18 protein-coding genes, 2 tRNA genes and 1 pseudogene are annotated in these 23,149 nt (G+C 45.6%); 19 read left to right on the top strand and 2 right to left on the bottom strand.

Annotation, left to right across the window (positions count from 1 at the left end; genetic code table 11):
* Positions 1-194 precede the first annotated feature (194 nt).
* The 4 genes from greA to secF all read left to right on the top strand — a co-directional run bounded on the left by greA (position 195) and on the right by secF (position 4,578).
* Positions 195-671: a transcription elongation factor GreA gene (gene greA, locus L5M49_RS14655; RefSeq protein WP_028761461.1), complete on the top strand. Its 477-nt coding sequence runs from the start codon at positions 195-197 to the stop codon at positions 669-671.
* Positions 672-1,056: 385 nt separating this feature from the next.
* Positions 1,057-1,632: a hypothetical protein gene (locus L5M49_RS14660; RefSeq protein WP_263266339.1), complete on the top strand. Its 576-nt coding sequence runs from the start codon at positions 1,057-1,059 to the stop codon at positions 1,630-1,632.
* A 226-nt stretch (positions 1,633-1,858) separates the two neighbouring features.
* The gene (gene secD, locus L5M49_RS14665; RefSeq protein WP_263266340.1) at positions 1,859-3,673 is read left to right on the top strand and encodes a protein translocase subunit SecD; all 1,815 of its coding nucleotides are present in this window, start codon (positions 1,859-1,861) and stop codon (positions 3,671-3,673) included.
* Positions 3,674-3,675: 2 nt separating this feature from the next.
* Positions 3,676-4,578: a protein translocase subunit SecF gene (gene secF, locus L5M49_RS14670; RefSeq protein WP_028761458.1), complete on the top strand. Its 903-nt coding sequence runs from the start codon at positions 3,676-3,678 to the stop codon at positions 4,576-4,578.
* Positions 4,579-4,667: 89 nt separating this feature from the next.
* On the opposite strand, the gene yhbY is transcribed toward secF, so the two are convergent.
* Positions 4,668-4,967, bottom strand: coding sequence for a ribosome assembly RNA-binding protein YhbY (gene yhbY / locus L5M49_RS14675; RefSeq protein ID WP_006082725.1), 300 nt, complete (start codon positions 4,965-4,967; stop codon positions 4,668-4,670).
* Positions 4,968-5,057: 90 nt separating this feature from the next.
* Between yhbY and rlmE the strand changes: the two genes are divergently transcribed.
* From rlmE to rpsO, 14 genes are all read left to right on the top strand, one after another.
* On the top strand, positions 5,058-5,687 hold the full coding sequence (gene rlmE, locus L5M49_RS14680; RefSeq protein ID WP_006082724.1) for a 23S rRNA (uridine(2552)-2'-O)-methyltransferase RlmE: 630 nt from the start codon (positions 5,058-5,060) through the stop codon (positions 5,685-5,687).
* Between the two features lie 29 nt (positions 5,688-5,716).
* Positions 5,717-7,687, top strand: a complete 1,971-nt coding sequence (gene ftsH / locus L5M49_RS14685; protein WP_168822810.1) for an ATP-dependent zinc metalloprotease FtsH — start codon at positions 5,717-5,719, stop codon at positions 7,685-7,687.
* A gap of 211 nt (positions 7,688-7,898) precedes the next feature.
* Positions 7,899-8,732 carry a dihydropteroate synthase gene (gene folP / locus L5M49_RS14690; protein WP_263199819.1) on the top strand — a complete coding sequence of 278 codons (834 nt, stop codon included), beginning with the start codon at positions 7,899-7,901 and terminating at the stop codon, positions 8,730-8,732.
* 80 nt (positions 8,733-8,812) lie between these two features.
* Positions 8,813-10,150, top strand: a complete 1,338-nt coding sequence (gene glmM / locus L5M49_RS14695) for a phosphoglucosamine mutase (protein ID WP_028761454.1) — start codon at positions 8,813-8,815, stop codon at positions 10,148-10,150.
* A gap of 194 nt (positions 10,151-10,344) precedes the next feature.
* Positions 10,345-11,127 (top strand): triose-phosphate isomerase, encoded by a 783-nt coding sequence (gene tpiA, locus L5M49_RS14700; RefSeq protein WP_006082720.1) that lies wholly within the window; start codon positions 10,345-10,347, stop codon positions 11,125-11,127.
* Position 11,128: 1 nt separating this feature from the next.
* On the top strand, positions 11,129-11,464 hold the full coding sequence (secG, locus tag L5M49_RS14705; RefSeq protein ID WP_028761453.1) for a preprotein translocase subunit SecG: 336 nt from the start codon (positions 11,129-11,131) through the stop codon (positions 11,462-11,464).
* A gap of 11 nt (positions 11,465-11,475) precedes the next feature.
* A tRNA-Leu gene (locus L5M49_RS14710) sits at positions 11,476-11,562 on the top strand.
* An 82-nt stretch (positions 11,563-11,644) separates the two neighbouring features.
* Positions 11,645-11,721 (top strand) — tRNA-Met (locus L5M49_RS14715).
* Between the two features lie 173 nt (positions 11,722-11,894).
* The gene (rimP, locus tag L5M49_RS14720; RefSeq protein WP_006082718.1) at positions 11,895-12,350 is read left to right on the top strand and encodes a ribosome maturation factor RimP; all 456 of its coding nucleotides are present in this window, start codon (positions 11,895-11,897) and stop codon (positions 12,348-12,350) included.
* Positions 12,351-12,379: 29 nt separating this feature from the next.
* The gene (gene nusA / locus L5M49_RS14725) at positions 12,380-13,879 is read left to right on the top strand and encodes a transcription termination factor NusA (protein WP_028761452.1); all 1,500 of its coding nucleotides are present in this window, start codon (positions 12,380-12,382) and stop codon (positions 13,877-13,879) included.
* Between the two features lie 25 nt (positions 13,880-13,904).
* Entirely contained in the window at positions 13,905-16,547 is a 2,643-nt protein-coding gene (gene infB / locus L5M49_RS14730) for a translation initiation factor IF-2 (RefSeq protein WP_105251699.1), read from the top strand.
* 57 nt (positions 16,548-16,604) lie between these two features.
* Positions 16,605-17,063 carry a 30S ribosome-binding factor RbfA gene (gene rbfA, locus L5M49_RS14735; RefSeq protein WP_263266341.1) on the top strand — a complete coding sequence of 153 codons (459 nt, stop codon included), beginning with the start codon at positions 16,605-16,607 and terminating at the stop codon, positions 17,061-17,063.
* Positions 17,063-18,028 (top strand): tRNA pseudouridine(55) synthase TruB, encoded by a 966-nt coding sequence (truB, locus tag L5M49_RS14740; protein ID WP_263266342.1) that lies wholly within the window; start codon positions 17,063-17,065, stop codon positions 18,026-18,028. Before rbfA ends, truB begins: the two co-directional genes overlap by 1 nt.
* 148 nt (positions 18,029-18,176) lie before the next feature.
* Complete coding sequence (gene rpsO / locus L5M49_RS14745) at positions 18,177-18,446, top strand: 30S ribosomal protein S15 (RefSeq protein ID WP_219251202.1); 270 nt, start codon at positions 18,177-18,179, stop codon at positions 18,444-18,446.
* Between the two features lie 191 nt (positions 18,447-18,637).
* Here rpsO and L5M49_RS14750 read toward each other — a convergent pair.
* A pseudogene (locus L5M49_RS14750) lies at positions 18,638-20,692 on the bottom strand (putative bifunctional diguanylate cyclase/phosphodiesterase).
* Positions 20,693-20,887: 195 nt separating this feature from the next.
* Between L5M49_RS14750 and pnp the strand changes: the two are divergent.
* On the top strand, positions 20,888-22,987 hold the full coding sequence (gene pnp, locus L5M49_RS14755) for a polyribonucleotide nucleotidyltransferase (protein ID WP_263266343.1): 2,100 nt from the start codon (positions 20,888-20,890) through the stop codon (positions 22,985-22,987).
* Positions 22,988-23,149: the final 162 nt, after the last annotated feature.

The raw sequence follows: 23,149 nt of genomic DNA on the forward strand, positions 1-23,149 counted from the left end.
ATTTCCTTAGGCATACAGATTTGAATTTGATTACTGGTAACTCTGCTTAAGGTTGGGTAAGCTGCGTCAATGCATTGTTCTTGGTGCATCAAAAGCGCATAACGATTAGAATAGCGCAATTCCACCCTCATTTGACTGTGTTGACCTTAGCGTTGGCACGGGTTGCTTTTGTTTTAAAGGAGACGAAAGAAGTTATGACTAAGGTTCCTATGACAGTTGTCGGTGCAGAGCAGCTGCGTAAAGAGTTAGATATTCTCAAGTTTGACCGTCGCCCTAAAATCACTGAAGCAATTGCTTCAGCGAGAGAGTTAGGCGACTTGAAAGAAAACGCGGAATACCATGCGGCTCGTGAGGAACAAGGTATTTGTGAAGCACGTATCCGTGATATTGAGGGTAAGTTATCTAACGCGCAAATTATCGACGTCACTAAGATGGTGAATAACGGTCGTATCATTTTTGGCGCCACTGTGACTATTTTAAATCTCGATACCGATGTTGAAGTGACTTATCGCATAGTCGGCGATGACGAAGCGAATATTAAAGAAAACCTGATTTCAGTGAATTCACCAATAGCCCGCGGTTTAGTCGGCAAAAATGAAGGTGATGAAGTGTCTATTACTACGCCAGGTGGTATGACAGATTACGAAATCATCTCAGTACAGTATTTATAATCTGCTTATATTACTTTGCTTATAGTGTTGTGAGCGTGACTCATGCTATATCGCTAAAACCGTCCTAGGGCGGTTTTTTGTTATCCGCGAATTAAGTTTGTTTACGGCTTGAGTTTAGGGCTTTAGCCAAGGATATCGATCGCGCTTCAGCGTTGAATTCGGGGTAAGATGGACAAAGTTTAATTTGTCTCTTTGTAGGTTTTTACCTAAGCTGCCATCCTAGAAAAATCAACATTGGCGAAATGTGTATGTTGTTTTTTTGCGCGAGTTTCACTTTATGGACCCACAGTTAAGCATCAAAAGCGAACAGTGAATAGGTTCATCTTTAGTTTGATAATGTTTTATAAGAGGGCACGCTTTGGTCAAACATTGGCGTACAGGATTGATGTTAGTTTGCGTGGCGATCATGTTGATTGCGCACTCGGCTAGCTATGCGCCAAAACCCTCAGTACAGCGCAGTGATGCAACTCGCCATTATGTTCAGATGCATACTGTGAGTCTTGATAGCTCGACTCCCCATACAAAGCGAAGCGCTGAGCCTCAAAGCTTGCCCGATGCCGATGTTATCGCCCAATCTAATGCACAGTCTGATGCGCAAACTGTTGAAAGCTGCAGCTTACCGAATAGTCATGATACCGATCTAGTCAGTTCAGACTCGGAATTAGAATCACAGCCAGCACCTTGTCCGAGTTCTGACTATCTAAGTCATTCAGATGACTTAGATTTTGCCCCGATAAATTCGCCGCGATTTATCAGTCTTGCCCAGCACGATATGCGTGAGGTCAAGCCAGTATATGTACTCGCTGTAGACTTTACTGCCGAACCGACATCCAATGTCGTTGAACCCACCGATCTTGATATCACATCAGATTGGACGCTTTCTGCTGTTTCTTCCCCCGCCCGAATTTCGGGTTGGAAAGTCTCAAATCTTCAATATCGATTTAGCCAACAAGCCGCTTAACTCGCCTATTTAGGCATGACGTTGATAGGAGCCTACTCTTATCGATTTTTCATGCTGTTGTCTTTTTGTACTCACCGAAACTTTTTATAGCTGCTTAAGTAGGCAGTGATGTTTTGAGCCTTACGAGCTTAGCCGCTGGTACTCAATCACGTGTTTCGGACTGATATCAATATGTTCGCTTAGTGATTTGATTCAAATGCTGAGCGTTAAATAGCGAGTTAATCCCATGGAAAGAAAACCCAATCAACGGCTGCTAAATCACTATTCAGCTTGGAAATACTTAGTGCTTATCGTCACTATTATCGTGATGCTATTCAGTGCCTTGCCGACATTTTACGGTGAGGATGCGGCGGTGCAGGTGGGCGCGAAGGCGGGGTTAACGCTCACACCTATTGCCCTTCGAGATAAGCTACAAGCTGAAGGCGTGACGGTAAAACGTATCGACCAAAAAAATGGTGAAACCTTAATTGTCCTCGATGCGGATAACCAACAAACCTTAGTCAAAACTTTAGTGTCTTCTATGGTCGCAGAGCCAAAAGAATTGACTTTATCCCTTGCCAGTGCGGCGCCAAGTTGGTTACAAAACTTAGGCTTTCAGCCGATTAAACTCGGGCTCGACTTGCGCGGTGGCGTACAGTTCTTACTCGATGTTGATATTGATCCTGTTTATCAAACTCAGGCCGAGACGCTTGTTGATTCGCTACGTCAATTCATCCGTGAGCAGAAAATTCGTGGTGCTAGCGTGCATTTGGACCAAAGTCACCAGTTAAACATGACATTGCCCGATAATGATGCCCGTGCTGCCGTGCGTCAAATGATGAAAGAGTCCTATCCTAATTGGCAGCTATCCAATGCAGATGGCGCGGGTTTACTGATTAAGTTGAGCCAAGAAGAGCAAACGAAACTGCGTAATTTGACAGTGCAGCAAAACTTACAAGTGATGCGCAGCCGTATTGAAGAACTCGGTATCACTGAAGCTTTAGTGCAGCGTCAAGGGGAGCATCGAATTCGGATTGAATTGCCTGGAGTACAAGATCCTGCCGCCGCCAAAAACGTTATCGGTGCTACGGCGAGTCTGGCCTTCTTCGAGGTTAAAGAGTCTGGCTCCGTCAATGCTATGGTACTCAATGACAAGTCTGGTAAGCCTATTTATGTGAGCCGCACACCAGTGCTGGGTGGCGATCATATTGTCGATGCGAGGGCGAATTTAGGCGAGATGGGCATGGCGGAGGTGAACATTAACCTTGACCGTGTGGGTGGGCAGAAAATGTCTGAGTTTTCCCGTACCAATATCGGCAAACCTATGGCGACGTCTTACAGCGAATACAGCCGTGATGAGCAAGGTAAGGCAAAGCAAACACAAGAGATTATCAGTGTTGCGACGATTCAATCCCAACTTGGAGATCGTTTTCGCATTACGGGTGCTGGCTCCTATCAAGAAGCACAACAATTAGCTTTGTTACTGCGAGCAGGCTCTATGACAGCGCCAGTGACTATTGTTGAAGAGCGCACTATTGGCCCGACGCTGGGTGCTGAAAACATTGAAAACGGTTTTGCGGCCCTTGGTTTAGGGATGGGGATTACCTTGCTGTTTATGGCGCTTTGGTATCGCCGTCTCGGCTGGGTGGCGAATATAGCGCTGATCTCCAATATGGTGATCCTGTTTGGTTTACTGGCGCTTATCCCTGGCGCTGTGTTGACCTTACCTGGTATTGCGGGTTTGGTGTTAACAGTCGGTATGGCTGTCGATACCAACGTGCTGATTTTCGAGCGAATAAAAGATAAGTTAAAGGAAGGTCGCAGTTTTGCGCTGGCAATTGATACGGGGTTTGATAGCGCGTTTTCTACCATTTTCGACGCCAACTTCACCACTATGATTACTGCTGTGGTGCTTTACTCCATAGGTAATGGTCCAATCCAAGGTTTTGCCTTGACCTTAGGTCTAGGTCTATTGACCAGCATGTTTACCGGTATCTTTGCTTCAAGGGCCTTGATCAACTTAGTTTATGGACGTGATGCTAGCCGTCATGTGAAGGTATAATCATGAAAAATATTAATCTAACTAAATGGCGTTATGTTTCGAGTGCTATCTCTATTTTGTTGATGCTAGTGTCATTAACCATCATCGGCGTGAAAGGTTTTAACTGGGGCTTAGATTTTACTGGCGGTGTCGTCACCGAAGTGCAGATCGATAGAAAAATTACCAGCAGTGAATTGCAACCTTTACTCAATGCCGCTTATCAGCAAGAAGTGAGTGTAGTCTCCGCCAGTGAGCCGGGACGTTGGGTGTTGCGCTATTCCGATATAAAGAGTGCCGATACAGAGCAAGGTAATATCGATATTCAGCAGGTATTAGCGCCGCTTAACTCTGAAGTGCAAGTGCTTAACAGCAGTGTTGTCGGGCCGCAGATTGGTCAAGAATTGGCAGAGCAGGGCGGTTTGGCACTGTTAGTCGCTATGCTGGCGATATTAGGTTATTTAAGTTACCGCTTCGAATGGCGACTCGCATCGGGTGCCCTATTCGCCTTAGTGCATGACGTAGTGTTCGTGCTGGCATTTTTCGCCTTGACTCAGATGGAGTTTAATTTAACGATACTTGCGGCTGTACTGGCGATTTTAGGTTATTCCTTAAATGATTCGATCATTATCGCTGACCGCATTCGTGAATTATTGATTGCTAAGCCAAAGCTTGCGATTCAAGACATTAACAACCAAGCAATTGTGGCGACGTTTTCTCGTACTATGGTGACCTCAGGAACAACCTTAATGACGGTCGGTGCGCTGTGGATCATGGGCGGTGGGCCGCTGGAAGGATTTTCGATTGCAATGTTTATCGGTATATTAACCGGCACATTCTCTTCGATTTCAGTTGGTACCTCATTGCCTGAGTTATTAGGCTTAACGCCTGAGCATTATAAGGAACAAGTGATTTCTGAAACACCTTAGGGCTATGCTAATCGCTTAAATTAACAGCGAAAACAAAAAGGCCACTCGATTGAATGGCCTTTTTGTTAACACGATAAAATCAAGAAAAATTACTTTGCCTTTGGCAAAGCAATTTTCATTTCTGGTGATTGACGATAAATCACCAGAATATGACCAATAAGTTGCACTTTTGCGGATTGAGTTTCACGTACTATGGCATCAACGATGGCATTTTTTAGCTCTCTGTCGGCAGAGGCTACTTTCACTTTAATCAGTTCATGATAAGCGAGTGCGCTTTCAATTTCAGCGAGTACACCTTCAGTCAATCCATTGGCACCAAGCAGCACCACTGGCTTTAGCGGATGCGCTAGACCTTTTAAATGCTGTTTTTGTTTGGTTGTTAAGTTCATTTCTACCAACTTTTGCTGAGTTACTGTTGAAAAACGGCTATTCTACCCTTATATAGCCTTTGTGTAACTCTCAATTGTTGCGGATTTTAAATGTCAGGTATAAAACGTACGGCCAGTTCTAATCGCTGGATGCTAGAACACTTTGATGATCACTATGTCAAACTCGCCCAAAAAATGGGCTTGCGATCTCGCGCTGCGTTTAAGCTTGAGGAGATCCAGCAAAAGGATCAACTGATCCGCCCAGGCATGACTGTAGTTGATCTCGGTGCCGCTCCGGGAGGTTGGTCTCAAGTGGCAGTTAAATTAGCGGGAGATAGAGGTAAAGTCATCGCCTGTGACATTTTGCCTATGGATCCCATCGTCGGCGTCGATTTTTTGCAAGGGGATTTTCGTGAAGATAAAGTCCTTCAAGCATTACTTACTCGCGTCGGTGATGCTAAAGTTGACGTTGTGTTGTCTGATATGGCACCCAACATGAGTGGTTCAGATAGTGTTGATCAACCCCGTGCCATGTATTTAGTGGAATTGGCGTTAGATATGTGCCATCAAGTATTGGCTCCTAATGGCTGTTTTGCGGTAAAAGTCTTTCAGGGGGAGGGCTTTGACGAATACATGAAAGCGGTAAAAGCAGTGTTTAAAGTCGTTAAAACACGTAAACCAGACTCTTCACGGGCTCGTTCCCGCGAAGTCTATCTTGTGGCGACTGGGTACAAGTTGTAGTAACCTAGCGTTAATAATCGCAAGACTTAATGAGGTCTAGTAATTTGAGTGACATGGCAAAAAATCTAATACTCTGGGTTGTCATCGCCGTTGTGCTGATGTCAGTGTTTCAGGGTTACTCCCCCTCTTCTTCGTCATCGCAGAAGATGGATTATTCTACCTTCTTAGATAATGTCCGTGATGGACAGGTCGCAACTGTTGAAGTTAAGAGCGACCAACGTACTATTGAAGGTGCTAAACGAACTGGTGAAAAATTCACTACTATCATGCCGTTATATGACCAAGATTTAATTAATGATCTTGATCGTAAAGGCATCACTATGAAGGGCCAAGAAGCCGAAGAGTCAGGGTTCCTTACCCAAATCTTCATCTCTTGGTTCCCGATGTTATTGCTTATCGGGGTATGGATTTTCTTCATGCGCCAGATGCAAGGCGGCGGTGGCAAAGGCGCTATGTCCTTTGGTAAGAGCAAAGCCAAGCTGATGAGCGAAGATCAGATTAAAACTACTTTTGCCGATGTTGCCGGTTGTGATGAAGCAAAAGAAGAAGTGAAAGAGCTGGTTGATTACCTGCGTGACCCAACTAAATTCCAAAAATTGGGCGGCCGAATTCCAACGGGCGTACTGATGGTGGGTCCTCCAGGTACAGGTAAAACCTTGCTGGCGAAAGCCATTGCGGGTGAATCTAAAGTCCCTTTCTTCACTATTTCAGGTTCTGATTTCGTGGAAATGTTTGTTGGTGTCGGTGCATCCCGTGTGCGTGACATGTTTGAACAAGCGAAAAAATCTGCACCTTGTATTATCTTCATCGATGAAATCGATGCGGTCGGTCGTCAACGTGGCGCGGGTTTAGGTGGTGGTCATGATGAACGTGAGCAAACACTGAACCAAATGCTGGTTGAGATGGATGGCTTCGAAGGTAATGAAGGCGTTATTGTTATCGCGGCAACTAACCGTCCAGACGTACTCGATTCTGCGTTATTACGTCCGGGTCGTTTTGACCGTCAAGTGGTCGTTGGTTTACCAGACGTTCGTGGTCGTGAGCAGATTTTGAAAGTGCATATGCGTAAAGTGCCGCTTTCTGAAGATGTGAAAGCAAGCGTGATTGCCCGTGGTACGCCAGGTTTCTCGGGTGCTGATTTAGCTAACTTAGTGAACGAAGCTGCCCTGTTTGCGGCTCGTGGAAATCGCCGAGTTGTAGGCATGGAAGAATTTGAGCGTGCAAAAGATAAAATCATGATGGGTGCTGAGCGCCGTTCTATGGTGATGTCTGAAGCCGAAAAAGAAATGACTGCTTACCATGAAGCGGGCCATGCGATTGTGGGTTGTTTAGTGCCAGAGCACGATCCTGTGCACAAGGTGACTATCATTCCTCGCGGCCGTGCCTTAGGTGTGACTTTCTTCTTACCTGAAGCTGACTCAGTGAGCCAGAGCCGTCGTAAGCTAGAAAGCCAAATTTCGGTCGCCTACGGTGGTCGTTTAGCAGAAGAGCTTATCTACGGTACTGAGAAAGTGTCGACTGGCGCATCACAGGACATCAAATACGCGACATCTATTGCGCGTAACATGGTGACTCAGTGGGGCTTCTCGGACAAGTTAGGTCCATTGCTGTATGCAGAAGAAGATGGTGAAGTCTTCTTAGGTCGCAGCATGGGTAAAGCCAAAGCGATGTCCGATGAAACTGCAACCATTATCGATGCTGAAGTAAAGGTCTTTATCGACAAAAACTACGCTAGAGCGAGACAGATATTGACGGATAACCTCGATATTCTGCACTCAATGAAAGAAGCTTTAATGAAGTATGAAACCATTGATTCACTTCAAATTGACGATTTAATGAAACGTCGTGAAGTGCGTCAGCCTGCTGATTGGCAAGTGGATGACAATGGTTCTAACGATAAAGGCAATGGTCATGGTGAACCAGCAGCGAAAGCTGAAGACAGTGTGACTGCACCTGCTGAGCCAGAACTGAAAGATCCTGATGAATCTCCAGCTAAGTAATGTGTTGTGAAACCAAAGAAAACCCCGTAAAGGGGTTTTCTTGTTTTACCTTGTTAGCAATTTGACTGCGCTGTCATTGATACTCTCTGCCACCATTGATATTTATCTTCTGACATTGGTCTTTTCGGATAGAAAATGAAGGCTTGAAATTAATGACGCCAGTTATGCCAGTGAGTAAAATCGTAAGTGTTCGTATTACAGGAGTAAATGCGTGTTTGAACTGATTGCTGGCACTAAACGCCTCGCGTTATCTTCACCCATTGTGATGGGTATTCTTAATGTCACTCCCGATTCTTTTTCCGACGGTGGCCAATATTCTTCCTATGAGTTTGCTTGTCAGCATGCCGATGACATGGTGGCTCAAGGCGCGGGAATGATAGACATTGGCGGTGAGTCGACAAGACCTGGCGCCGCCGAGGTGAGCTTAGCCGATGAACTTGCGCGGGTGATCCCGTTGGTGAAATATGTTGCGGCGCACCATGATGTGTGGATTTCGGTCGATACCAGTAAACCTGAAGTCATGCGTCAAGCTGTTGCTGCGGGCGCACATTTGATTAACGATGTGCGCGCCCTGATGGAGCCTGGTGCGCTTGAAGCTGCTGCAGAGTTGCAAGTCCCCATATGCTTAATGCATATGCAAGGCGAACCCCAAAGCATGCAATTTGCACCGACTTACCATAATGTTATTGAAGAAGTTTCTGCCTTTTTAACTGAGCGGATTGAAGCTTGCTTGCGAGCAGGGATCCCCCGTGAATTATTAATACTCGATCCGGGATTTGGTTTTGGTAAAAGCTTAGAGCATAACTATGAATTACTGGCGAAGCTCGACTGTTTTGCCCAGTTTGATTTACCGATATTGATAGGATTGTCTCGTAAGAGCATGATAGGAAACCTCTTAGCAAAACCGACCTCAGAACGTCTTGCTGGGAGCCTTGCTGGCGCTATGATAGCGGCCCAAAAGGGCGCTCATATCATTCGTGTGCATGATGTTACTGAAACTGTGGATATGCTCAAGGTGTTACAAGCGACACAAGCGTATTTTTAAGCATCGTTATGCTCTCGTTAAGCATTTAATTAATATTATGATCCCAAATCATTGGGACACATTTGAGTTTGTGGAGCGATATGAAAGAACGTAAATTTTTTGGAACTGACGGTATTCGGGGAAAAGTCGGTTCAGGTCAAATGACGCCTGAGCTTGCGCTTAAGTTAGGTTGGGCGGCGGGGCGCGTGTTATCCCGCAGTGGTACCAAAAAGGTGATTATAGGGAAAGATACCCGTATTTCGGGCTATATGTTTGAGTCAGCATTAGAAGCTGGCCTCTCTGCTGCAGGCCTTAATGTGATGTTAATGGGACCTATGCCAACGCCAGCTGTAGCCTATTTGACGCGTACGTTTCGCGCCGAAGCTGGGGTGGTGATCAGCGCGTCACACAATCCGTATTACGATAACGGTATTAAGTTTTTTTCCACCGACGGCAGTAAGTTAGACGATAACCTAGAGTTAGAAATTGAAGCAGAGCTTGAAAAGCCCCTCGTTTGTGTTGAGTCGCATCTATTGGGGAAGGTATCGCGTATTGAAGATGCCCGTGGCCGTTATATTGAGTATTGCAAAGGTAATTTTCCTGCAGAACACACGTTAACTGGGCTAAAAATTGTGGTTGATTGTGCCCATGGCGCAACTTATCACATAGCGCCAGCTGTGTTTCGTGAGTTAGGCGCCGAGGTGATTGCCATTGGTGATAAACCCAACGGGATGAACATCAATGATAAAGTGGGCGCGACGTCCATGGGCAAAATTTGTGAAACCGTTCTAGCCGAAAGTGCCGATTTAGGCATCGCACTCGACGGTGACGGTGACCGTATTATGATGGTCAACAGCAAAGGCGAAGTGATCGACGGCGATCAAATTTTATATATTCTGGCCTGTGATGCGAAATCCCGTGGCGTATTACGTGGTGGTGTAGTTGGTACGTTAATGTCAAACCTTGGGCTTGATCTCGCCTTGCAAGCATTAGACATCCCCTTTGCGCGTTCGAAAGTGGGCGACCGTTATGTGATGGAACTACTTAAAGAACTCGATTGGCGCATTGGCGGTGAAAATTCAGGGCATATCCTCAATCTTGATCACGGCACAACTGGTGATGGCATCGTTGCGGGGATTTTAGTGTTAGCGGCTATGCGTCGTCAGAATGCCACGCTAGAAGAACTGACTTCTGCGATGGAAATGTTGCCGCAGGTGTTAGTCAATGTGCGCTTTGAAGGCGAGCACGACCCTCTTAAGTCAGATAAAGTTAAAGCGGCGCAGGCACAGGTTGAATCTCAACTGGGCGTGCGTGGCCGAGTATTATTACGTAAGTCAGGTACTGAACCTTTGATCCGTGTCATGGTTGAAGGTGACGATCATAGTGCAGTATTGGCGCACGCAAATTTGATTGCGGATGCGGTAAAATCGGCAAGCTAATATTTGCTAATTTTGTAATGAGTGCGGCTGATACCAATTTAAAATTAAGGTGTTAGCTGCACAAATGAACAGAAAACAGCTTTGGCGTGTAAAAAATAAGCATTCCAACCTGATATCTGAAAAAATTCGAATTTAGCTATTGTAACTTAATAAGTGGTTCGCTATTATTCACGCCGCTTTCAGAGGAGACAGTGATGGCACTCAGACGTCCTATGGTAGCTGGCAATTGGAAGATGAACGGCAGTGCGGCATTAGCCCAAGAGTTGTTCAAAAAATTTGCCTCTAAGCTCCAAAATGATTCAGCTGAAGTGGTTTTATGCCCGCCTTCTATCTATCTAGAGAGCGTTAGGCAACTGCTAGAAGCAAACAAGGAAGCGTTAGACGGTTCACTTGTTAGGATGGGCGCTCAAAACCTAAGTCAACATGACTTTGGCGCTTATACCGGAGAAGTTTCAGGTCAGATGCTCAAAGATTCAGGATGTCGATATGTAATTATCGGGCATTCAGAACGTCGCCGTATGTACGGAGAGACGAGTAATATCGTAGCGGAGAAATTCGCCGCTGCACAAAAGCATGGCTTAACCCCAATTTTATGTGTGGGTGAGTCAGGTCCAGCACGTGAAGCAAGACGCACCTTTGAGGTGATTGCTGAAGAGTTGGATATAGTGATCCAGAAAAATGGCACTATGGCTTTTGATAACGCTATTATCGCCTACGAGCCGCTTTGGGCTGTAGGAACAGGTAAAAGTGCTACACCAGAGCAGGCACAAGAAGTTCATGCGTTTATTCGCAAACGCCTCTCTGAAGTGTCTCCGTTTATCGGAGAAAATATCAGGATTCTCTACGGTGGTAGTGTGACACCGAGTAATGCTGCAGATTTATTTGCCCAACCTGATGTTGATGGTGGACTGATTGGCGGTGCTAGCTTAAACTCTAGCGAGTTTTTAAGTCTGTGTACCATAGCGATGAGCGCATAATATGTATGAAGTTCTAGTAGTTATTTACTTGTTGGTTGCATTAGGTCTAATCGGCTTAGTATTAATTCAGCAAGGTAAGGGAGCTGACATGGGGGCCTCTTTTGGCGCCGGTGCATCAGGTACTCTTTTTGGTTCAAGCGGTTCAGGTAACTTCCTGACACGCAGTACGGCGATTCTTGCCATTGCGTTTTTCACTTTAAGTCTGCTTATTGGTAACTTAAGTGCAAACCACGCAAAAAATGAAGATTCATGGAAAGATTTAGGTTCAGACACTGAACAGGTTACCCAACCTGTTGAGCAAGGAACCCAAAAGTCAGAAACGAAAATTCCTGACTAGTAAAAGGTGTCGCCGAGGTGGCGAAATTGGTAGACGCGCAGCCTTGAGGTGGCTGTGACCTAACGGTCGTGCGGGTTCAAGTCCCGCTCTCGGCACCAAATATAACTAAGATAGACGAGATAAGTTCTCTCTTAGTTATTGCAAGAAATGACGATAGTCAATATACTTGCACACAGTTGACGCGGGGTGGAGCAGCATGGTAGCTCGTCGGGCTCATAACCCGAAGGTCGTCGGTTCAAATCCGGCCCCCGCAACCAGCTCCTAGTAACGAATAGTGTTTGAACTCGTTATGGTTTACAGGTTCTTGAAATTAATGACCTCGTGATTACGGGGTTTTTTGTTATCTGGGACTTTTAAATTTGTCGCATGCTTCGTATGTGGCGTTGTACTAGGGCTATTAAGCCCTTTTTTGTTTTTTCGGGGGTCAATCTTGGCAACGTTAGAATTCAGACTGGCAGAAATGCTCAAAGTACCTGTGGAAGCATTAGGCTTTCAGCTGTGGGGCATTGAATATGTTCAAGCGGGTAAGCATTCCACACTGCGAGTGTTCATTGATGGTGAGAATGGTATCAATATTGAAGATTGTGCCAATGCAAGTCGCCAAGTCAGTGCTGTACTCGATGTTGAAGATCCTATTTCTACAGAATATACCCTAGAGGTTTCTTCGCCAGGCGTAGATAGACCCTTATTTACTGCTGAGCAGTACGCGGGCTATGTAGGCGAGGATGTAAAGCTTCAATTGACTATGCCGGTTGACGGCAGTCGTAATTTAAAAGGCGCCATCACTGCGGTCGACGGGCAAATGCTCTCGCTGAAAGTGAATGGTAAAGAGTTAGTTGTCGCATTGGATAATATCCGCAAAGGCAACTTAATCGCTAAGTTTTGATGGTTTCAAGGTGAACGAGGCAAGACGAGATGAATAAAGAGATTCTGCTAGTCGCTGAGGCGGTTTCAAATGAAAAGGCCGTTCCACGCGAGAAAATTTTTGAAGCGCTAGAGATTGCTCTGGCCACAGCAACCAAGAAAAAGTACGAAGGTGATATTGACGTTCGTGTTGCTATCGACCGTAAAACCGGTGGTTATGATACTTTCCGTCGTTGGATGGTAGTTGATGATCACGGTGAAGCGTTAGAAAACCCTTATCGTGAAATCACGTTAGAAGCGGCACGTTACGAAAATCCGGACATCCAGCCTGGCGAGTTTATCGAAGACGATATCGAGTCAGTGGTGTTTGACCGTATTACCACTCAAACCGCTAAGCAAGTGATCGTACAGAAAGTACGTGAAGCTGAACGTGCGCAAGTGGTTGAGCAGTTCCAAGATCAAGAAGGTGAGTTAATCACTGGTGTGGTCAAAAAAGCGACTCGCGAGAGCGTAGTGGTTGACTTAGGTAATAACGCTGACGGCGTATTGTTCCGTGAAGACTTAATTTCACGCGAATCTTTCCGCCCTGGTGACCGTGTGCGTGCATTATTGTACTCAGTACGTCCAGAAGCTCGTGGTGCACAGTTATTCTTAAGCCGTACTAAGCCTGAAATGCTGATCGAGCTTTTCCGTGTTGAAGTGCCTGAAATCGCTGACGAACTGATTGAAATCATGGGCGCTGCTCGTGATCCAGGCGCTCGCGCTAAGATCGCCGTTAAGTCGAATGATCGCCGTATCGATCCTATCGGTGCGTGTGTGGGTATGCGCGGTGCGCGTGTACAAGCCGTTTCGAATGAACTGGGTGGCGAACGTGTTGATATCGTGTTGTGGGATGATAATCCAGCACAATACGTGATCAATGCCATGGCGCCAGCCGATGTTGCCTCTATCATAGTCGACGAAGATAACCATTCTATGGATATCGCTGTTGAAGCCGATAGTTTGGCACAAGCCATTGGACGTAATGGCCAGAACGTACGTTTAGCAACACAACTGACTGGTTGGGTTCTGAACGTTATGACAGTGGAAGATATGAATAAGAAACATCAGGCAGAAAGTGCCAAGGTGGTTGATTTATTTGTTAACTCACTGGATGTCGATGAAGATTTTGCACAAGTACTGGCAGATGAGGGCTTTACGTCGCTCGAAGAAGTTGCCTATGTGCCTGTGTCTGAACTATTGGCGATTGACGGTTTTGACGAAGATCTCGTCGAAGCTTTACGTGAACGTGCAAAAGCGGCGATCTCAACTCGAGCTCTCGCTACTGAAGAAGCACTGGATGGTGTGGAGCCAAGTGAAGAGTTGCTAGCACTTGAAGGTGTTGAAAGACACTTAGCCTATGTTTTCGCTAGCAAAGGTATTGTGACTCTTGAAGACTTGGCTGAACAAGGCATTGATGATTTGATCGAAATTGAAGAATTGACAGAAGAAAAAGCAGGTGAGCTCATCATGGCAGCCCGCAATATCTGTTGGTTTGGCGAAGAAGCATAAGTCGATCAACAGGGGGATTTAACTGATGGCAGATACTACCGTAGAGAAATTGGCCACGGAAGTGGGTAAAAGTGTTGAACGTCTGATTGAGCAATTCTCTCAGGCTGGAATTAAGAAAGGCCAAGCTGATAAAGTGACTGAAGCTGAAAAGCAGCAGTTACTGGATTATCTGAAAAAGCAGCACGGTGGCGAAAATGCGCCAACGAAAATGACGCTGCAGCGTAAAACCGTATCGACCCTAAGTGTGGCCGGTAATGGTGGTCAATCTAAAGATGTTAAAGTTGAAGTTCGTAAAACACGAACTTTCGTTAAGCGTGATGCTAATGAGGCTACTCTGAAGGCTGAAGAAGAAGCGAAAGCCGAAGCAGAAGCTTTGGCAAAAGCAAAGGCCGAAGCAGAAGCTGCTGCGGCAGCAAAAGTGAAAGCTGAAGCAGATGCTAAGGCAAAAGTGGAAGCAGAAGCCAAGGCGAAAGCTAAAGCAGCAGCCGAAGTGAAAGTGGTTAAAGATATGTCACCAGAAGCAGAAGCGGCTCGTCTAGAAGCTGAACGTTTGAAAGCGGCGCAAGAAGCGGCAACCAAACGTAAGCAAGACGAAGAAGCGGCTAAAGCGGCAGAAACTGCTCGCTTACTCGCTGAAGAACATTCTAAGCGCTGGGCCGAAGAAGAGCGCCAACGTTTAGAAGCCGAGAAAAACGGTGATCATCACATCACGACATCTAAAGTAGCTCGTGCTGCTGAAGATACTTCTGATCTGGATGAAGAAAAACGCGGACGTCGTGCTCGTAACAAGAGCAACGCGAAAAAACGTGGCGGCAAAGATGCCCGTGACGGCCGTGAAAAGCACATGCGTAACCGCAGTACTGCACCTGAGTCTATGGCGCATGGCTTCAATAAGCCTGTGGCAGCCGTGAGCCGTGATGTGCGTATCGGTGAAACTGTTACTGTTTCTGAACTTGCGCATTTAATGGCAGTGAAAGCGACTGAAATCATCAAACAGATGATGAAAATGGGTTCTATGGTCACGATCAACCAAGTGTTGGATCAAGAGACTGCCCAGCTAGTTGCTGAAGAAATGGGTCATAAAGTTGTGCTTATCCGTGAAAACGAGCTTGAGCACCAAGTGCTACAAGACCGTGATGATGAAGATGGCATCAAGCTAGAATCTCGTGCACCAGTTGTGACTATCATGGGTCACGTTGACCACGGTAAGACTTCGTTACTCGACTACATTCGCCGCGCTAAAGTGGCTGCTGGCGAAGCCGGTGGTATTACTCAGCATATCGGTGCATACCATGTTGAAACTGAAAATGGCATGATCACTTTCCTTGATACTCCTGGTCACGCCGCGTTTACCGCAATGCGTGCCCGCGGTGCCAAGGCAACGGATATTGTTGTGCTAGTTGTTGCTGCCGATGACGGTGTAATGCCGCAAACTATCGAAGCAATTCAACATGCTAAAGCCGGTAACGTGCCATTAATCGTGGCTGTGAACAAGATGGATAAACCGGAAGCGGATATCGATCGCGTTAAGAGCGAATTGTCACAACACGGTGTTATGTCTGAAGATTGGGGTGGAGACAACATGTTTGCCTTCGTTTCAGCTAAGACAGGTGAAGGCGTTGATGAACTGTTAGAAGGTATCTTACTGCAAGCTGAAGTTCTCGAACTGAAAGCGGTACGTGATGGTATGGCTGCCGGTGTGGTCATTGAATCACAATTGGACAAAGGTCGCGGCCCTGTGGCTACGATTCTGGTTCAAGAAGGTACGCTGCGCCAAGGTGATATCGTTCTGTGTGGTCTTGAGTACGGTAAAATTCGTGCAATGAAAGACGAAAACGGTCGTTCAATCACTGAAGCGGGTCCATCTATTCCTGTTGAAATTCTAGGTCTGTCAGGCGTTCCGTCTGCAGGTGATGAAGCAACAGTCGTACGTGACGAACGTAAAGCTCGCGAAGTTGCCCTGTATCGTCAAGGTAAGTTCCGTGATGTGAAACTGGCACGTCAGCAAAAATCTAAGCTAGAAAACATGTTTGCGAACATGACAGACGGCGAAGTGAAAGAACTGAACATCGTTCTTAAAGCAGACGTACAAGGTTCACTGGAAGCGATTACTGACTCGTTAACCGGTCTGTCTACCGACGAAGTGAAAGTGAACATCATCGCTCGCGGTGTGGGTGCACTGACTGAAACGGATGCAACCTTAGCGGCTGCCTCTAACGCTATCATGGTTGGCTTTAACGTACGTGCCGATGCACAAGCCCGTAAGACTATCGAAAGTGAAAGTGTTGACCTACGTTACTACAGCGTTATCTATAATTTGATTGATGAAGTGCGTGCAGCGATGACAGGTATGCTGTCTCCTGTGTTCAAACAACAAATTATCGGTCTGGCTGAAGTTCGTGATGTGTTCAAGTCACCTAAGCTGGGTGCAATTGCTGGCTGTATGGTGACCGAAGGTACCATCAAGCGTAGCGCGCCAATTCGCGTACTACGTGATAACGTTGTTATCTACGAAGGTGAACTCGAATCGCTACGTCGCTTCAAAGACGACGTTGCTGAAGTTCGCAATGGTATGGAATGTGGTATTGGCGTTAAGAACTACAACGATGTTCGCGTAGGCGACCAAATCGAAGTATTCGAAACCGTCGAGATTGCTCGTACTCTGTAACGATAATAAGGGCGGCTTTAGCCGCCCTTATCAATTTAAGCTATGGTAAGAAATATTATGGCAAAAGAATTCAGTCGTACTCGTCGAATCGCTCAGCAGCTTCAGCAAGAACTTGCTCAAGTGCTACAGCGCGACATGAAAGACCCTCGTATTGGCTTTGTGACTGTGAATGACGTCGACGTCTCTCGCGATCTCAGCTATGCCAAAGTGTTTGTGACTTTTTTCGAAGAAGACAAAGCTGTCGTTCAAGAAAAGCTAAACGCTTTGATCAGCGCAGCTCCTTATATCCGCACTTTAGTGGCGGGTCGTATGAAGCTGCGTGTCATGCCTGAACTGCGTTTTATCTACGATAGCTCGCTGGTTGAAGGTATGCGCATGTCTAACTTAGTTAGCCAAGTGATCAGCCAAGACAAAGCGAAGCAACAGCAATTTGGCAGCGAAGACGCATCGGTTGAAGATGAAGTCTTAGGTGATGATATTGCTGATGACGCAGATGAAACGGAAGGTAAAGATTAATGGCTCGTCGTCCAAAAGGTCGTTTTATCGATGGGATAGTGCTGCTGGATAAATCCACTGGCATGAGTTCTAACTTTGCATTGCAAAGGGTAAAGCGCTTTTTTAATGCGAATAAAGCTGGGCATACGGGGGCACTCGATCCGTTAGCGACAGGTATGTTACCTGTATGCTTAGGCGAAGGGACTAAGTTTTCTCAGCATCTATTGGATGCCGATAAACGCTACTTAGTCACGGCAAAGCTTGGCGAACGGACAGATACCAGTGATTCCGATGGTGAAGTGGTGCAAACCCGTGCCATTGATTTTACCGAGGCGCAGCTATTAACCGCGCTTGATTTCTTTCGTGGTGAAACTCAGCAAGTGCCTTCTATGTATTCCGCGCTGAAATATCAGGGTCAGCCCCTGTATAAATATGCTCGTGAAGGCATAGAAGTGCCGCGTGAATCTCGCCCTATTACGGTATTTGAGCTAAATTTCATCGGTCTTGAAGGCGATGAGCTGACCTTAGACATTCATTGTTCTAAGGGCACTTATATTCGCACTATCATAGACGATCTCGGTGAGATGCTCGGTTGTGGCGCCCATGTGATTATGCTGCGCCGCACTCAAGTTGCGCAGTATCCCTATGCCAGAATGGTCACTTTAGAACAACTTGAAGCGCTAGTTGCTCAAGCACATGAACAACAGATAGATCCGAGCGTATTACTCGACCCTCTGTTATTGCCTATGGACACGGCCGTGGCCGATTTCCCAGAGGTGAATGTGCCGGATGCGATAGCTCCTTACTTAATGCAAGGTCAAGCAGTTCGGGTACCGGTTAATGCAGATTTGAAAACCGATGAGTTGGTACGTATCACTTTAGGTGACATTCGCCGATTTGTGGGGATTGGCACAATGAACGAAGATGGCTTATTAGCGCCGAAACGACTCATTGTTATTCATGACGAACCTGCAGAAACGCATTAGCCCGTTATCCATCGACAAATGATTAAATTAGTTGATGCATTAGTCCCCGCCTTTTATTGCGCTAGGGTGGGTTTATGGGTAAAATAGCGCGCCCTCTGGCTGAGTTAGTGATCGGCTAGAGATTCATATTATTTATTTGGAGATATACATGTCACTAAGTTCTGAAGCAAAAGCAAAAATTTTGGCTGATTTTGGCCGTTGTGAAAACGACACTGGTTCAACTGAAGTTCAAGTTGCTTTGTTAACTGCGCAAATCAACCATTTGCAAGATCACTTCAAAGAGCACATTCATGATCACCACTCACGTCGTGGTCTGTTACGTATGGTTAGCTCACGTCGTAAGTTAACTGCTTACCTGAAACGTACTGATTTAGCACGTTACACTGCTCTGATCCAAAAGTTAGGTCTACGTCGTTAATTTCGCGTCGACTAACGTGAAAAAGGAGGCTTAGCCTCCTTTTTTATTGCCTAAAATTCAACAGAATATTTATTGTGTAAACGAGAGATATAAAGAAGTTACAGTCAAAATCAGTCTAATGTTTAGGTCCGTTATGCTGAGCTTGATGTGATTAAGCATCGAATCGATACTTAAGTGCCAATGTAAGTATCCTAAGCCCCACGTAAACCATCAAGACTGCTTATTGTTGCTGTTTGTGTTGCTATATACAGCGCTTCAAATTCTGCTTGGGGTAGAGGCTGACTAAAATAGAAACCTTGGCCGACTTGGCACTGATTTTCTTTCAACCAATCCAATTGCTGCTCGTTTTCAATGCCTTCGGCCACAATGGTCAAATTAAGCTGCTTTCCCAACATTAAAATGGTCGATGCAATTGCGCTATCCCCTGGTAGATCGGAAACGAAACAACGATCGATTTTCATGGTAGTGATAGGCAAATGGCGCAAGTAAGAGAGTGAAGAATACCCTGTGCCAAAGTCATCGACTGCAATACCAAATCCGGCTGATTTCAATTGTTCAAGCTTAGCGATAGCGAGTTCAATGTCGTTCATCAACGAGGTTTCAGTGATTTCAATTTCCAGCAACTCGGGTTGGATTTGATAGCGTAATGCCATTTGTTTGATATCGGGAACTAAACTAGCATCGGCAAATTGCTGTGAGGCAACATTAATTGCAATTGGGATGGCATAGTTATATTTTTTCTGCCATTCCCTAAGTACTTTACAGCTTTGCTCTATCACCCAACGACCTATAGGAATGATGATACCGGTTTCTTCCGCGACGGGAATAAAGGAAATGGGGCTGATGAGTCGTCCGTCTTTTTGCCAACGGATCAAGGCTTCACAGGCGATGACTTTGCCTGTTTGCAGATCAAGTTTCGGTTGGAAATACAGTAAAAATTCATTGTTTTTTAACGCATCATGTAAAGATGCTTCAGTGCGTAAGCGAACTGCTGCTCGCTCAGTCATCTGTTGTTTGAAGAAGGCCCATTGATTCGAGCCTGCAGCTTTCGCGCTGTACATGGCAATGTCAGCGTGACGGATCAAATCTTCAGCGCTGTTACCGTCTTCGGGATAAATAGAAATCCCAATCGATGCCGCAGGATGAATTGCATGTTCATTTAATTGAATCGGGACATTGAGCTGGATCAGTAGCTTATCTACAAAATCTGCCGCTTGGTCTGGGGTGTGAACTGTATCGGCCAGAATAACGAATTCATCTCCACCTAAGCGGGAAACAGTGCCTTTATCACCAACGAAGCGTTCGAGAATGCGGGCGATACGAGCGAGGAATTGATCGCCTAATGCGTGGCCAAGGGAATCGTTGATATTCTTAAAACGGTCTAAGTCGATAAACATCAATGCAAAGCTGCGTTTGTGTACTCGCGAGCGTTGGATAGTGACTGCGATGGTTTCAAGCAATAATGTACGGTTCGGTAAGCCTGTTAGCGGATCTCGGGTCGCCATTTTGCGCAGTTTGGACTAGGTTTGGCTAAATTGAATAAGAATTTGGTTGAATTTTGAGGTTACTAAGCCGAGTTCATCATCCTTGTGTGCGTTGGACATAGGTAAGAGATTTTCATCTGGAGAGTCGGGTTCGATCTTATCGATGGCCTCACTGATGCGTGCGATAGGCTGAGTCAGGAAGCGATGGAATACCACTGACAGCACTAAGGTGAGTAAGAGTGCACGAGCGAGAGTAGCAAAAAAACTAAATCTTAACTGCGAGAAGAGGGTGTTTGTTAGTTCTTGGGTATCGTAGAAAACCGTTAATGTACCAATGAGTTGCTGTTGTTGGGTACCTTCAAAATAAAAAGGTCTATACAAAGGGCGAGAAATTTCTTTGAGATCATCAAATAATTTATTACTTAAACTGATAAAAGTCTGTGAGTTATTCTGCTTATTATTACTGACAGAAACAAACATTGAGCCATCGTCCAGCTCAATCACCGCCGAGCCAACATGTTCGACTTTGATGGCACCCTCTAAAGTTTGACGGGCTAAATTATCATCTAATGCCCATACGGCATTTGCTGCAGGTTGTTCAACTGAATCAAGGAGTTCTTGCTGAGTGGTCGTGAGTTGTTGTTTGGTTGATACGACGACTAAAGCGATTTCAACAATAAAAATGGCAATGGCAAAAAATAGGGCAGTAAATACGACTAGGTTAGTTTGTTTCCACGTCAGTGACTTAAAACGGCCTGTCATCGGGCGCATCCTTCATGATAATTATTCACCATCGGCGAGATTTTCCGTATCAATATAAACCGCAACTCTTTGTTGATTTAACCACTTTAGTGAAAAGTTACGTATTTGTCATCATTATCTGCTCTTTATCTATTGATCCGAATTGCAGTATACTTACGCGCGTAATTCAAGGTCATTAATTAAGGAATGGGTCACGTGAATCCTATTGTAAAGAGTTTTGAGTATGGTCAACATACAGTCACCCTGGAAACAGGTGTTATAGCGCGTCAAGCTGATGCAGCCGTTTTAGCGAGTATGGGTGACACGACAGTGTTAGTCACTGTTGTCGGTAAAAAAGATGCAGATGCAGGCCGTGACTTTTTCCCTCTGACTGTTAACTATCAAGAAAAAACCTACGCAGCGGGTAAAATTCCTGGTGGTTTCTTTAAGCGTGAAGGCCGTCCTTCAGAAGATGAGACATTAATCGCTCGTCTGATCGACCGTCCAATTCGCCCTCTTTTCCCTAATGGTTTCAAAAACGAAGTTCAAGTTATCATTACCGTAGTATCTGTCGATCCACAAATCGAGCCAGATATCATCTCCATGATCGGTACTTCTGCGGCACTGGCTATTTCTGGTATTCCATTCAGCGGTCCTTTAGGTGCTGCACGTGTGGGTTACATTGATGGCGAATACGTGTTGAACCCAAGTGTTGCACAACTTGCAACCAGTCAACTGAACTTAGTGGTTGCTGGTACTGCTGGTGCAGTATTAATGGTGGAATCAGAAGCCCAAGCATTACCAGAAGAAGTGATGTTAGGTTCTGTAGTTTACGGTCACGATCAACAACAAGTGGTTATCAAGGCGATTGCTGAATTTAAAGCAGAAGCCGGTAAACCAACTTGGGATTGGACTGCACCAACGCAAGATGCCGATTTAGTCGCCCAAATCAAAGAGCTTGCTGAAGCTGGTTTAGGTGATGCGTATAAAATCCAAGTTAAACAAGATCGTTATGCTCAAGTTTCTGTTGTTAAAGCAGCAGCAAAAGAAGCCTTGTTAACGAGCAATCCAAGCGTTGATTTACGTGAAGTTGACAACTTACTGGGTAGCTTAGAGAAGAAAGTGGTTCGTGGTCGCATCATCCGTGGCGAGCCACGTATCGATGGTCGTGAACCAGACATGATCCGTGCATTGAGCGTGTTAGCGGGCGTATTGCCACGTACTCACGGTAGTGCATTGTTCACTCGTGGCGAAACTCAAGCGTTGGTAACTTGTACTTTAGGTACTGAACGTGATGCACAGAAGATCGACAGCATCATGGGCGAGCGCACTAACCGTTTCATGCTGCACTATAACTTCCCTCCATACTCTGTTGGTGAAACAGGCATGGTGGGATCACCTAAGCGCCGCGAAATCGGTCATGGTAAGTTAGCTTGGCGCGGTATTAACGCTGTTATGCCTTCAGCGGCTGAATTCCCATACAGCGTACGCGTTGTATCTGAAATCACTGAATCTAACGGTTCAAGCTCTATGGCGTCAGTATGTGGTACTTCTCTCGCGTTGATGGATGCCGGTGTACCTATCAAGACTTCTGTAGCGGGTATCGCTATGGGTCTAGTGAAAGAAGGCGATGATTTCGTTGTGCTTTCTGACATCTTAGGTGATGAAGATCATTTAGGTGACATGGACTTTAAAGTTGCGGGTACGCGTGATGGTATTACTGCACTGCAGATGGATATCAAGATCGAAGGTATCACTAAAGAAATCATGGATATCGCACTGCAACAAGCCTATGGTGCACGTGTACATATTCTAAACGTGATGGATCAAGCGATTGGTTCACACCGTGATGATATTTCTGATCACGCTCCACGTATCACTGTTATCAAGATCAACCCAGAAAAAATCCGTGACGTTATCGGTAAAGGTGGCGCAGTTATCCGTGCTCTGACCGAAGAAACGGGCACTACGATTGAACTGGAAGATGATGGTACTGTGAAAATCGCTTCTTCAAACGGCGAAGCAACTAAAGAAGCTATCCGTCGTATCGAAGAAATCACTTCAGAAGTTGAAGTGGGTCGTATCTACAATGGTAAGGTTATCCGTATCGTTGATTTCGGCGCATTCGTGAATATTCTGCCGGGCAAAGACGGTTTAGTACACATTTCACAAATCAGTGATGAACGTGTTGCTAACGTGTCTGATCACCTTGAGCTGAACCAAGAAGTTGCCGTTAAGGTGATGGAAGTGGATCGTCAAGGCCGCGTACGTCTGTCAATTAAAGAAGCACAAACGAAAGAAGCTGCTGCTGAATAATGAGTCTTTGACTAATTTATAGGCACACACTTTTTAAGTGATTGCATCAAAAGGAGATCAAATGATCTCCTTTTTTGTTTTGGCATTAAGAAAGTCACTATTAATCTTAATTCCCTAATAGCGGTCCTGTGGTGGGATTGCTATCATGAAGATTCTTCTGCG

It is taken from the genome of Shewanella sp. SM74 (assembly GCF_025653725.1).
Taxonomy (GTDB): Bacteria; Pseudomonadota; Gammaproteobacteria; order Enterobacterales; family Shewanellaceae; genus Shewanella; species Shewanella oncorhynchi.

Excerpts from the sequence above, each read along its gene's own strand:
- greA (WP_028761461.1), top strand. The coding sequence starts at position 195 with ATGACTAAGGTTCCTATGACAGTTGTCGGTGCAGAGCAGCTGCGTAAA.
- L5M49_RS14660 (WP_263266339.1), top strand. The coding sequence starts at position 1,057 with ATGTTAGTTTGCGTGGCGATCATGTTGATTGCGCACTCGGCTAGCTAT.
- secD (WP_263266340.1), top strand. The coding sequence starts at position 1,859 with ATGGAAAGAAAACCCAATCAACGGCTGCTAAATCACTATTCAGCTTGG.
- secF (WP_028761458.1), top strand. The coding sequence starts at position 3,676 with ATGAAAAATATTAATCTAACTAAATGGCGTTATGTTTCGAGTGCTATC.
- yhbY (WP_006082725.1), bottom strand. The coding sequence starts at position 4,967 with ATGAACTTAACAACCAAACAAAAACAGCATTTAAAAGGTCTAGCGCAT.
- rlmE (WP_006082724.1), top strand. The coding sequence starts at position 5,058 with ATGTCAGGTATAAAACGTACGGCCAGTTCTAATCGCTGGATGCTAGAA.
- ftsH (WP_168822810.1), top strand. The coding sequence starts at position 5,717 with ATGAGGTCTAGTAATTTGAGTGACATGGCAAAAAATCTAATACTCTGG.
- glmM (WP_028761454.1), top strand. The coding sequence starts at position 8,813 with ATGAAAGAACGTAAATTTTTTGGAACTGACGGTATTCGGGGAAAAGTC.
- tpiA (WP_006082720.1), top strand. The coding sequence starts at position 10,345 with ATGGCACTCAGACGTCCTATGGTAGCTGGCAATTGGAAGATGAACGGC.
- secG (WP_028761453.1), top strand. The coding sequence starts at position 11,129 with ATGTATGAAGTTCTAGTAGTTATTTACTTGTTGGTTGCATTAGGTCTA.
- nusA (WP_028761452.1), top strand. The coding sequence starts at position 12,380 with ATGAATAAAGAGATTCTGCTAGTCGCTGAGGCGGTTTCAAATGAAAAG.
- infB (WP_105251699.1), top strand. The coding sequence starts at position 13,905 with ATGGCAGATACTACCGTAGAGAAATTGGCCACGGAAGTGGGTAAAAGT.
- rbfA (WP_263266341.1), top strand. The coding sequence starts at position 16,605 with ATGGCAAAAGAATTCAGTCGTACTCGTCGAATCGCTCAGCAGCTTCAG.
- truB (WP_263266342.1), top strand. The coding sequence starts at position 17,063 with ATGGCTCGTCGTCCAAAAGGTCGTTTTATCGATGGGATAGTGCTGCTG.
- rpsO (WP_219251202.1), top strand. The coding sequence starts at position 18,177 with ATGTCACTAAGTTCTGAAGCAAAAGCAAAAATTTTGGCTGATTTTGGC.